Consider the following 12185-nt stretch of genomic DNA (forward strand, 5'->3'; position numbering starts at 1 on the left):
TAACTAACTCATATTCTTTAAGAAAGCAAAGCAGGAATTATGAGGTCGGAGTACTTGGATGGTGGCACCGGCACAACCATTATTTCGAATAAATTTAATCGTTATCTTTATTGGATATAAACTTTGACTAGTTGGAATTAATATAATAGTAAGATAATTTTGTTCGTTTTGTAGGACATGATGACACACCTTTAGGACAGTTAAACGAGTCCACTCAGCATTGGCATATGTGTGTCCATCGATTATAGATTTTAAGTGGTTGATCAAGAGGATTGCTTGTACTATGCTAGCAATGATGCGGTTGACTTACCTTCCCCTATTATTTCCTGTAGGTATAAATTAACAGCTATTAAAAATCCCCTCCATAGTAGACAAATGATAGGGCTTTCTTGCTTCTGTCTACTATGTGGGGAAAAACCTTATAGTATGGTTAGGGCTATATAAAGATATTATAATCAAGTAAAATCATTCAACTCGGTTCGTCTACATTATTACTTCGGGAATATTTGAAGATAGGTATTCATTGGACGATCATATACTTCAGGCCTATTAACTCGGAAGTAGAATTGTAAACCACGAACACTTATACCGAACTTAAGTTTAATATCATTAAACCTCTTGATTTTATGATTAAAACCACCGGTTACTTCAAGAGTTTTCGTGTTGAAGTCGGGGCCTTTTACTATAATACCCTCTAAGGAATGGGATAAATACTTGACTTTATATTTATCTTGTTTACCATCAATAGAATAATCATCTTTTAAGTTTTGAGAAAGTATAACTTCATCACTTGTTATGTTAAAGTGTTCTTTATCGTCATCCATTGTATAATTGTACAGATATTTTCTCAGGTCGTTTGTTTTGGAATTTGAGCTTTCAGCCTCCACATATTGATACCCATATAAAGAACTCTCATCTATAACATAATTAGTAATCCCATATTTGCTTCCTGAATAAACATTAAACAAAATACGATCTTCTAATCGATATTTGGGAATTTCATTCCATTCAAGTTGTACATGTACTTTAAAGGAATTGTTATTTAATTGCCAAACTTTAGTAGTTATTTTTTTATAATCTGTTGGAATAGTGACCTTATCATAAAGTTTTTTTGGAATTTCTATGGTAGTAGAATCTTTATCGTTTTTTATATATTCTATATTTGTAATCTCTTCTCCAAGGTTGTAACTTTTTGATTCTTGTAGCATATCATCAGTCAATTTATAAAGTATGTATTCGTCACTGAAAAAATCTCTTAGTCTGTCAAGTTCTTCAGGTGTTATAAATACTCCGTTTTCATTCATAAACCCTTTTGAAGTTAAGAGGTCAGCAATTTCTTTCTTTACTTCAAACCCTTTCATATCCTCGAACTCTTCTTCTGTTAGGCTTTTCTTTATATATTTTTCAGAATAGCCAATTTCGATTAAATTTTCTAGTTCATCTTTTTCGATTATTACCCCTTGCTTATTTATAAATGTTTTTGCTTCCTGGGCGTGAACCTTATTTGCTTCATCTACAATTAGAATAAATAGTAAAGATAAGATTGCTAGCGTATAAGTTGCAAAGTATTTCATCCAAAATCAATCCTTTTCTATAATTGTGAAGACAAGTTCTATTTTAAACTGTTATGGTGATATATCAATTACTTTTTGTTCTAAACAGTAAATGGCGGAATTTCTACGATACCGGATAAGGGTTCTAACGTATTTTTAGAAAGGACATGAAAAGCTTATCCTACTTGAAAGCCACTTCCGTTTTTATTGAAATTTCCCTTGAACTCCTTCCTCTTACATACATTCAAAAAACAATCGCGTAAATTAGATGAATTAATAATTGTATCTATACTGCCAAATACAGCGCTCATATATAAAGATTAAGTTAAGAGGAAAGTGGCTGCTGCTATTATTTCCCCTGTTGTCATTTTCGTATTTATCATGGTCATATTATTTCTAGGTGGAAGATATGAGAAATTCATTAAAATGAGCATAGCATCGGTTATAGTGATCTTTAACTTGTTTTTATTTCCAATCGGACTGTCTCCAATTTTAGATGGCAGTATAAGGACACTTAGTCAATTCAATCAAGATTTAGCTGTTACTTTATGCATCATTACGTTAATAAATATTATTATCATAGTGGTGATAATTTTCATTTTAACTGTAACATCCTCAATTTTAGTATAAAGGGAAAAGAAGAGGTAATGGAGCGGAGAGAAGGGTGTTAGTCGGTTGTACAGCACCTCTTCTATTATTTCATCTTAATAGGAAGCTCTTCCTCGCTGTTATTGATGATTACTATTTTTTCATCTTACAATATTGCCCAATCTTCTATAAATATCTATGCATATAGTGTAAAGAAATAGCTTAATAGTTAAAAAGGTGTTTTTAATGGTGAAACAAAAATGTAAAATCCTTTTAGCAGTTTTTATCCTTTTAGGTACAGGTGTTCCGATGTTAGCTTTTATTGGTATTGGTCAAGGACTTGGAATAACTGCAAGTATAGCTCGTCATCATGATGAAAACTCTCTGGGCTAATCTACTAGAGCTATTTCTCTCATTTCTCGTATTTACTGTAGCCACTTTAATGATATTAGTCGTTAGGAAAAGAGGATAAACTATAAAATATCAGTAATATTGCCGATTTGTACACTCTAAATAAAGAATTATACAAATGAAAAATTTGGCTTTTTGATGTGAGAATACGAGTTAACCAATGTTTTGATCTTGCCCTCCTCCAGTATGTATATTTCTAAGGGGAAATTTTCTTGTGCAGTGCTTTTGGTTTATGTATCTAATGAATAGAGCGATTTCTACTGTTGATAAACGAGGTCAAAATGTACTGGTGTTCATATAGAGTGGGACGTATTATGTTTGGTTTTCTTATTTTCACATGCTAAACTGGAAAATGACATAGAGTAAGAAGGACGGTAGAAAGATGAAGAAGAAGGGAAGAACTCTGAAAAAAAATGGGAATGTTGTTTATTTTCCTCATATAAAGGAAAGGTTGATGGAGAAAGGTCTCGATTCTCTCCAACAAAAGAAATATAAGGAATCGGCTGAATTATTAAAGGAGGCACTACAACTAGGTTATGACCAACCGGAACTATATATGGCGCTGATATTAGCATTATATGAAAGTGGGCAATATGATCAAGCCAGGTTGTATTGTAAAAATCTTCTTCAAGAAGGAAAAGGAGATTACTATGAGGTCATTGAATTATATATAATGATTCTTATTCAGTTGAATGAACACGAAGAAGTAGTCTTGATGTTAAATGCCTTATTCGAAGAGCAAAACGTTCCGCTTCATAAAGAAGACCACTTTAAACAGCTCCTGTCTATTAGTCAAAAAATTGTCAGTGGAGAACAACTAAAAACTGCTCAAGAAGAACAAGTTCAAGAAGAGAAAGGAAAACTTCCGTTGTTTAGTGGAAGTTTCCAAGAGCAGCTTGTAAGAATTGGAGAACTAGCAGAGCGCAATATCGTTCCATTTCGTAACGAGTTAATCTCTTATTTAAGTGAGGAGAAGGCTCATCCCATCCTTCAAACGATGGTGCTAAACGTATTACGTGAACATCAAGTGAATGAAGAAGTACAGGTTGTAAAGTTGGGAGAGAGTAAAAAGGTTAACCCAGCAAACCTAACGGACGTTTTTGATAGTTCGTTTTACAAACAATTACTATTCTTCGCAGAAGAAATGGTTGAACAGCAAAATCCTACTCTTTTTGAATTAATGAAGGACGTCATTGATCGCCACTCATTTTTAATGTATCCATTTCCCGTTTTACTCCCTTTAGAGGAAGTGGCGTTTGCTTATTATGTTTACGCGTCGGAATTAATTGGGGAAAACGGTAATATTGGAGAGCATACAAATGTTAGCGAAGAGGTTCTTTCGACACATTTGAGAAGAATAAGAGAATTAGAAGAAATTTCTTCTCCCAATATTTAATAGCTATCTGTTGAAAGAAAAGGCTCGTGTGTTATAATAAAATGGTTGTAAAGTGAACACTATCTCTATATTGAAACGGGATGGAGTTACATATTAAGAAGGAATTCTTAGTCTTGTTCAATGTTAGAAGTTGATCAATTATAGATTGTTGGAGGGAATTAGTATGTCTGCAAAATGGGAAAAATTAGAAGGGAACCAGGGAGTTCTTACGGTTGAAGTTGATGTTGACACAGTTAACAAAGGCTTAGACGAAGCGTTCAAGAAGGTAGTTAAACAAGTTAACGTACCTGGATTCCGTAAAGGAAAAATGCCTCGTGGCATGTTTGAAAAGCGTTTTGGAGTGGAATCACTTTATCAAGATGCTATTGATTTCATTCTTCCAGAAGCATATGCAAAAGCGGTGGAAGAAACGAATATTGATCCAGTAGATCGTCCTGAAATTGATGTTACTCAAATGGAAAAGGGTAAAGAGCTTATTTTCACTGCTAAAGTAACGGTAAAACCTGAAGTGAAACTTGGTGAATACAAAGGCTTAGAAGTTGAAAAAATCGATACTGACATTACAGAAGCTGACGTAGAAGCTGAGCTTGTATCACTTCAAGAACGTCATGCGGAGCTTGTAGTAAAAGAAGATGGAACGGTTGAAACAGGCGACACAGCTGTCATCGATTTTGAAGGATTTGTTGACGGTGAAGCGTTTGAAGGTGGGAAGGGTGAAAATTACTCACTAGAAATCGGTTCTGGTTCTTTCATTCCTGGCTTTGAAGAAAAACTAGTAGGAGCAGCAGCTGGCGAAGAGAAAGACGTTGAAGTAACATTCCCAGAAGAATATCATGCAGAAGATCTTGCAGGAAAACCAGCTACATTTAAAGTGAAGGTTCACGAAATTAAAACGAAGGAACTTCCTGAATTAGATGATGAACTTGCAAAAGAAATCGACGAAGAAGTTGCGACTTTGGCAGAATTGAAAGAGAAAACGCAAAAGCGTCTAGAAGAAACAAAAACTTCAGAAGCTGAAACAGCAGTTCGTGAAGGTCTGATTGAAAAAGCAACAGAAGCGTCTGAAGTTGATATTCCAGAAATTATGGTGGAAAATGAACTTAATCGCATGATGCAAGAATTTGAGCAACGTCTTCAAATGCAAGGAATGAACTTAGAGTTGTACTCCCAATTCTCTGGTCAGGACGAAGAAGCTCTTCGCAGTCAAATGAAAGAAGATGCTGGAAAACGAGTTCGTACAAATTTAACACTTGAAGCAATTGCAATTGCTGAAAACTTAGAAGTTTCTGATGAAGATGCAGAAAAAGAAGTTAGTGTAATGGCTGAGCAATATAATATGAGCCCAGACAACATTAAGCAAGCAATTGGTGGATTAGAAAGTCTTAAAGGCGATTTAAAAATTCGTAAAGCAATTGAATTTCTTGTAGAAAATAGCAAAACTGTTGCATAATAATATATAGAGAAACAAGGCACGACTTGCTCGTGTCTTGTTTTATACAAAATTCCATACATATTAGAATAGAATTAGCGTTAATTGGGTAAAAATTATTAAATAGGTCATTCACAAATTGTTGGGTAGGCGTATAAGTTCCTTTTCGTTCTCTTTTTTGTTAAAATGCAATACATAACTGGAAGTAGTAATATAATGTAAAATTAAGGTGCGTAACCAAGAAACATTTAATAATGTAAAGGCTAAACGTACCATTCACTAGTCTTTATTAAGGGGTGAGCGTCATTGTTTAAATTTAACGATGAAAAAGGACAGCTCAAGTGCTCATTCTGTGGTAAAACACAGGATCAAGTTCGAAAGCTTGTTGCTGGTCCAGGAGTTTATATATGTGATGAATGTATTGAATTGTGTACAGAAATTGTGGAGGAAGAGCTAGGTACAGAGGAAGAAGTCGAATTTAAAGACGTACCAAAGCCAATGGAAATTCGTGAAATCCTTGATGAATATGTAATTGGTCAAGATCAAGCGAAGAAGTCACTTGCAGTAGCTGTTTACAATCATTACAAACGTATTAACTCCAATAACAAAGTTGATGATGTAGAGTTAGCAAAAAGTAATATTAGTTTAATCGGACCAACAGGTAGTGGGAAAACGTTACTTGCACAAACGTTGGCGCGTATTTTAAATGTCCCGTTTGCCATTGCTGATGCAACATCTCTTACAGAGGCTGGTTACGTTGGGGAGGATGTTGAAAACATCCTATTAAAACTAATTCAAGCTGCTGATTATGATGTAGAAAGAGCAGAAAAGGGAATTATCTATATTGATGAAATTGATAAAGTAGCTCGGAAGTCTGAGAACCCTTCTATTACTCGCGATGTGTCTGGTGAAGGGGTACAACAGGCACTATTGAAAATCTTAGAAGGTACGACGGCAAGTGTGCCTCCACAAGGTGGCCGAAAGCATCCTCATCAAGAGTTCATTCAAATAGACACAAGTAATATTCTATTTATTTGTGGTGGAGCCTTTGATGGAATTGAACAAATTATTAAGCGCCGCTTAGGACAGAAAGTAATCGGTTTTGGATCCGAGTCTAAAAATGCTGAAGTAGATGAAAAGGCCCTGCTTTCTAAAGTAGTTCCAGAAGACCTATTACGTTTTGGACTTATTCCAGAATTTATTGGGCGACTTCCTGTTATTGCAAGTTTAACTCCGTTAGATGAAGCGGCTTTAATTGAAATTCTAACGAAACCGAAGAATGCCTTAGTTAAACAATACCAAAAAATGCTTGAACTAGATGATGTTGAGCTAGTTTTTGAAGGTGATGCACTACAAGAGATTGCCAAAAAAGCAATTGAAAGAAAAACAGGTGCACGGGGTCTTCGCTCCATTATCGAAACAATCATGCTTGATGTAATGTTCGATTTACCATCAAGAGAAGACATAAAAAAATGTGTCATTACGAGCAGTACAGTTTTAGAAGGTGTAGCACCAAAACTTTTAACAGAAGATGGAACGGAACTCTCTTCTACAGATGAAACAAAAAATTCAGCATGATTTTGCGTTTCGTCATATTAAAAAAACCCAAGAGGTAATGGCCTTTTGGGTTTTTAATCTTTTATAAGTAAAATGTTCAAACTGGCCAACTGCTCCATTCCCCACCACCAATCTCATTTTCATTTTTAAAATGTGTAGATTATCGTTTTTATCCAGTTGAAGGAATTCATCTCTTCTTAATCATGATTCGTACCCTACCTTTTTGTTTATTCTCGTAATTCTGAGGAGATACTACCTAGTAACATCTTGGATAACTGGAGGGATTATATGAGTTGGACAGGTATCGCGTTATTAATTCAACTTTTCTTTGGGGTTATTATCGGATTATACTTTTGGAACTTGCTGAAGAATCAACGTACTCAAAAGGTATCCATTGATCGTGAATCTAAAAAAGAAATGGAACAACTAAAACAGTTACGTTTAATCAAATTAACAGAGCCTTTATCTGAAAAAGTAAGACCAACAAGTTTTAAGGATGTAATCGGACAACAGGACGGTATTCAGGCATTGCGTGCGGCACTTTGTGGACCAAACCCTCAGCATGTAATTATTTATGGACCACCTGGTGTCGGAAAGACAGCGGCAGCCAGGCTTGTACTAGAAGAAGCTAAAAAACAACCGACTACACCTTTTTCATCAAGCGCGACTTTTGTGGAACTAGACGCAACTACAGCAAGGTTCGATGAAAGGGGAATTGCTGACCCTTTAATCGGTTCTGTTCATGATCCAATCTATCAAGGAGCAGGAGCAATGGGGCAAGCTGGAATTCCTCAGCCAAAGCAAGGGGCAGTAACAAATGCTCACGGTGGTGTTTTATTTATTGATGAAATTGGGGAATTACATCCAGTCCAAATGAATAAATTGTTGAAAGTATTAGAGGATCGTAAAGTGTTTTTAGAAAGCGCCTATTATAGTGAAGAAAACCACCAAATCCCCCAGCATATTCATGACATCTTTAAAAACGGACTACCAGCAGATTTTCGCTTAATAGGGGCAACCACAAGAACACCTAATGAAATTCCTGCCGCTATTCGCTCACGGTGTATGGAAGTCTTTTTTAGAGAGCTTGATCGTGAGGAAGTGAAAGAAGTTGCCACGCAAGCAGTTAATAAAGTGGGACTTTCTATCACGGAGACAGGCTTGGATATTATATCCTCATTTGCTCGAAATGGTAGGGAAGCGGTGAATATGGTACAGATTGTCGCAGGGTTAGCTATTGTTAAGAAAAGTTCTTCCATATTAGATGAGGATATTGAATGGGTTGTTCATTCTAGTCAACAAACTCCTCGATTGGATAAGAAAGTTAAAGGAGAAGCTCAAATTGGTTTAGTGAATGGATTAGCTGTGACAGGACCTAATTCAGGAGCTTTATTAGATATAGAAGTAACCGTTATCCCTGCAATAGAAAAAGGAAGTATAAATATTACAGGAATTGTTGAAGAAGAAAGCATTGGAGGCCAAGGGAAATCTGTACGTAGAAAGAGTATGGCAAAGGGGTCTATTGAAAATGTTGTAACCGTTCTACGTTCGATGGGTGTCCCATCTGAACAATATGATATACATGTGAATTTTCCTGGAGGTATCCCTGTCGATGGGCCTTCTGCTGGAATTGCTATGGCAACAGGAATTTACTCAGCCATTTATCGAATACCAGTTCACCATGATGTCGCAATGACAGGTGAGATTAGTATTCATGGACTTGTTAAGCCGATTGGAGGGGTCTTAGCAAAAGTAAAAGCAGCAAAGTTGGCAGGTGCAACAAAAGTGATAATTCCTGATGATAATCAACCCGCACTTTTGAAAGAAATAAAAGGTATTACCATTATCCCGGTGAAAAGACTTGAAGAAGTTTTTGAACATGCACTAAACAAGGCGTTAAATGGGTTAGATGTTGAAAAAAGTCAAAGTATTAAATAGGAAGGGTGCAACAGGATTTTGTGCAAATTAACGGGGGCGAAATGAAGGAAGGTAATGGTAGTTATTGGCATAACAGACGCCTCCCTTGTAATACCTATACACACAAACAATAAAAGAAAAGGGAAGAATGAGACAGGCTATTGAATTGCTTATTCTTCGTTGTGCATGGGGTTAAGATGTAACTTTAAGGAATAGTCTCTGAATGGACACTACAAAGTAAATAGGTTAGAATTGTACAAAGATTAAGGTCTCAGGATTAAAAAGAACTGTAAGACCGAACATACATAAGGTTGACCGTACAGGTATCTTCTTGATTAACTTTACGGGTAACAAACTGAGCAAATGGATTATTGGAGGTGCTTTGCATATGACGGAAGAAGAAAAAGAGCGCATCGTCCCCCTCCTTCCCTTAAGAGGTCTGCTCGTATATCCAACAATGGTTCTCCATCTAGATGTAGGTAGAGACCGTTCTGTAGAAGCGTTGGAAAGAGCAATGATGGATGATCATTTAATTTTTTTATCAACTCAAAAAGACATAAATATTGATGAGCCAACAGAAGCTGATATTTATAAAATGGGTACGTTAACGAAAGTAAAGCAAATGCTGAAACTACCTAATGGGACGATTCGTGTGTTGGTTGAAGGGGTCAAGCGTGGTCAAATTGTTGATCTTCATGATCATGAAACGTATACAACCGTTTCGATTGAAACTAGTGAAGATGACCAAACAAAAACAGCAGAGCTCGAAGCGTTAATGAGAACACTATTAAATTATTTTGAACAGTACATAAAACTTTCAAAAAAAATTACTGCAGAAACTTACGCGACTGTCTCCGATATCGAAGAGCCGGGAAGGCTAGCGGATATTATTGCTTCTCATCTTCCTTTGAAATTGAAGGATAAGCAGGAAATTCTCGAAATGCTTAATATACATGAGCGTTTACAGCATGTGATTGAAATCATTCACAATGAAAAAGAAGTGTTGAATTTAGAAAAGAAGATTGGTCAACGAGTTAAACGTTCAATGGAACGTACGCAAAAGGAATATTATTTGAGAGAGCAATTAAAAGCTATACAGAAGGAACTTGGCGATAAAGAAGGAAAAACGGGTGAAGTATCTGAACTCACTAAAAAAATTGAAGAAGCAGGCATGCCACTGTCCGTTCAAACAACAGCCTTAAAAGAGTTAAGTCGATATGAGAAGATTCCTTCCAGCTCTGCTGAAAGTGCCGTCATCCGCAATTATATTGATTGGTTAATTTCGCTACCGTGGACGAATTCGACAGAAGATGATCTTAATATTGTGAAAGCCGAGAAGATATTAGATCGTGATCACTACGGTTTAGATAAGGTAAAAGAACGTGTATTGGAATATTTAGCAGTACAACAGCTTACTCAATCTTTGAAAGGCCCGATATTGTGTTTAGCAGGACCACCAGGAGTGGGAAAAACAAGTTTAGCACGATCAATTGCAGAATCATTAGGACGAAATTTCGTTCGGATCTCTTTAGGTGGGGTGAGAGATGAGTCGGAAATTCGTGGGCATCGCCGGACGTATGTTGGAGCTATGCCAGGAAGAATTATACAAGGAATGAAAAAAGCAGGTACGATTAATCCGGTTTTCCTTTTGGATGAAATTGACAAGATGTCAAATGATTTTAGAGGAGATCCTTCTTCGGCCATGCTTGAAGTACTGGATCCAGAGCAAAATCATAATTTTAGTGATCATTATATTGAAGAAACATATGACTTATCTAATGTCATGTTTATTGCCACTGCGAATAATTTAGCAACAATTCCTGGCCCTCTTCGTGATCGAATGGAGATTATATCAATTGCTGGCTATACGGAGGAAGAAAAGCTTCATATAGCAAAGGACCATTTACTGACAAAACAATTAAAAGGTCACGGTTTATCAAAAGGTCAGCTTCAAGTAAGAGAAGAAGCGATTCGAGATGTTGTCAGATACTATACTAGAGAAGCAGGTGTGCGTGGATTAGAGCGCCAACTTGCATCAATCTGTCGTAAAACAGCCAAAATTATCGTTTCAGGTGAGAAAAAACGTGTCATCATCACGGAAAAAAATCTGGAAGAATTTTTAGGGAAGAAAATCTTCCGCTATGGCCAAGCTGAATCAGAGGATACTGTTGGAGTAGCAACTGGACTAGCTTATACGACTGTTGGTGGAGATACATTACAAATTGAAGTAAGTCTCTCTCCTGGGAAAGGAAAGCTTGTTCTTACCGGTAAGCTAGGAGATGTAATGAAAGAGTCTGCTCAAACCGCTTTTAGTTACGTCCGTTCTAAAGCATCGGAGCTTGGGATTGAAAGTAATTTTCATGAGAAATATGATATTCATATTCATGTTCCAGAGGGTGCTGTTCCAAAAGACGGTCCTTCAGCTGGTATTACCATCACGACAGCATTAGTGTCAGCATTATCAGGTAATGTCATTCGACGTGAGGTAGGAATGACAGGTGAAATGACACTTAGAGGAAGAGTGTTGCCTATCGGTGGAGTAAAAGAGAAGACTCTAAGCGCTCACCGTGCCGGATTAAGGACGATTATTCTTCCGCAAGATAATGAGAAGGATATAGACGATATTCCAGCAAGTGTTAGAAAGGAATTGCGATTTGTCTTAGTCTCACATATAGATGAGGTATTAGAAACAGCAGTAGTAGGTGCTAAAAATGAAAGTTAATACAGTAGAACTAGTTATTAGTGCGGTTAAGCCCGAGCAATATCCAGCGGAACCACTTGCTGAATTTGCTCTTGCGGGAAGATCTAATGTAGGAAAATCTTCTTTTATTAATAAAATGATTAACCGTAAAGCGTTAGCCAGAACGTCATCAAAACCTGGAAAAACGCAAACATTGAATTTTTATAAAATTGAAGAACAACTTTATTTTGTCGATGTCCCAGGATACGGCTTTGCTAAAGTATCCAAGAAAGAACGGGAAGCATGGGGGAAAATGATTGAAACGTATTTTACATCAAGGGAACAACTTGATGCGGTTCTTTTAATTGTCGACCTCCGCCATCCACCGACAAAGGACGATGTGATGATGTATGATTTTTTAAAGCACTATGATCTACCTTGCATTGTCATTGCAACAAAAGCAGATAAAATCCCAAAGGGAAAATGGCAAAAACATTTAAAAGTGACCAAAGAAACGTTAAACCTTGAAAAGGGTGATGAAGTCATTCTTTTTTCTGCTGAAACAGGAGAAGGAAAAGAGAAAATTTGGGGCGCGCTTAATAAATTTCGTTGAATAAGGTTGATCGTAAAAAGATGACTTCTGACTAGAAGTCA

9 protein-coding genes are annotated in these 12185 nt (G+C 36.5%); 8 read left to right on the forward strand and 1 reads right to left on the reverse strand.

Annotated features, from left to right (window positions below; genetic code table 11):
- Nucleotides 1-491: 491 nt before the first annotated feature.
- Nucleotides 492-1574 carry a hypothetical protein gene (locus tag WAK64_RS00990; protein ID WP_336585055.1) on the reverse strand — a complete coding sequence of 361 codons (1083 nt, stop codon included), beginning with the start codon at nt 1572-1574 and terminating at the stop codon, nt 492-494.
- A gap of 315 nt (nt 1575-1889) precedes the next feature.
- On the opposite strand from WAK64_RS00990, the gene WAK64_RS00995 reads away from it, so the two are divergent.
- The 8 genes from WAK64_RS00995 (at nt 1890) to yihA (ending at nt 12144) form a co-directional block, all read left to right on the forward strand.
- Nucleotides 1890-2183, forward strand: a complete 294-nt coding sequence (locus WAK64_RS00995) for a hypothetical protein (RefSeq protein ID WP_336585056.1) — start codon at nt 1890-1892, stop codon at nt 2181-2183.
- A 204-nt stretch (nt 2184-2387) separates the two neighbouring features.
- Entirely contained in the window at nt 2388-2534 is a 147-nt protein-coding gene (locus tag WAK64_RS01000) for a hypothetical protein (RefSeq protein ID WP_336585057.1), read from the forward strand.
- Nucleotides 2535-2934: 400 nt separating this feature from the next.
- On the forward strand, nt 2935-3948 hold the full coding sequence (locus WAK64_RS01005) for a tetratricopeptide repeat protein (RefSeq protein ID WP_336585058.1): 1014 nt from the start codon (nt 2935-2937) through the stop codon (nt 3946-3948).
- A gap of 163 nt (nt 3949-4111) precedes the next feature.
- Nucleotides 4112-5398: a trigger factor gene (gene tig / locus WAK64_RS01010; RefSeq protein WP_336585059.1), complete on the forward strand. Its 1287-nt coding sequence runs from the start codon at nt 4112-4114 to the stop codon at nt 5396-5398.
- Between the two features lie 285 nt (nt 5399-5683).
- Nucleotides 5684-6955, forward strand: coding sequence for an ATP-dependent protease ATP-binding subunit ClpX (clpX, locus tag WAK64_RS01015; protein ID WP_336585060.1), 1272 nt, complete (start codon nt 5684-5686; stop codon nt 6953-6955).
- Nucleotides 6956-7222: 267 nt separating this feature from the next.
- Nucleotides 7223-8872, forward strand: a complete 1650-nt coding sequence (gene lonB / locus WAK64_RS01020) for an ATP-dependent protease LonB (protein ID WP_336585061.1) — start codon at nt 7223-7225, stop codon at nt 8870-8872.
- 367 nt (nt 8873-9239) lie between these two features.
- Nucleotides 9240-11573, forward strand: coding sequence for an endopeptidase La (lon, locus tag WAK64_RS01025; RefSeq protein WP_336585062.1), 2334 nt, complete (start codon nt 9240-9242; stop codon nt 11571-11573).
- Nucleotides 11563-12144 (forward strand): ribosome biogenesis GTP-binding protein YihA/YsxC, encoded by a 582-nt coding sequence (gene yihA / locus WAK64_RS01030; protein ID WP_336585063.1) that lies wholly within the window; start codon nt 11563-11565, stop codon nt 12142-12144. The genes lon and yihA overlap by 11 nt, the downstream gene beginning before the upstream one ends.
- The last annotated feature ends 41 nt before the right edge of the window (nt 12145-12185 follow it).

Source organism: Bacillus spongiae (genome assembly GCF_037120725.1).
Classification (GTDB): Bacteria; Bacillota; Bacilli; order Bacillales; family Bacillaceae_K; genus Bacillus_CI; species Bacillus_CI spongiae.

Bases quoted from the DNA above. Each gene is read 5' to 3' on its own strand.
- WAK64_RS00990 (WP_336585055.1), bottom strand. From the start codon at position 1,574: ATGAAATACTTTGCAACTTATACGCTAGCAATCTTATCTTTACTATTT.
- WAK64_RS01000 (WP_336585057.1), top strand. From the start codon at position 2,388: ATGGTGAAACAAAAATGTAAAATCCTTTTAGCAGTTTTTATCCTTTTA.
- WAK64_RS01005 (WP_336585058.1), top strand. From the start codon at position 2,935: ATGAAGAAGAAGGGAAGAACTCTGAAAAAAAATGGGAATGTTGTTTAT.
- tig (WP_336585059.1), top strand. From the start codon at position 4,112: ATGTCTGCAAAATGGGAAAAATTAGAAGGGAACCAGGGAGTTCTTACG.
- lonB (WP_336585061.1), top strand. From the start codon at position 7,223: ATGAGTTGGACAGGTATCGCGTTATTAATTCAACTTTTCTTTGGGGTT.
- lon (WP_336585062.1), top strand. From the start codon at position 9,240: ATGACGGAAGAAGAAAAAGAGCGCATCGTCCCCCTCCTTCCCTTAAGA.
- yihA (WP_336585063.1), top strand. From the start codon at position 11,563: ATGAAAGTTAATACAGTAGAACTAGTTATTAGTGCGGTTAAGCCCGAG.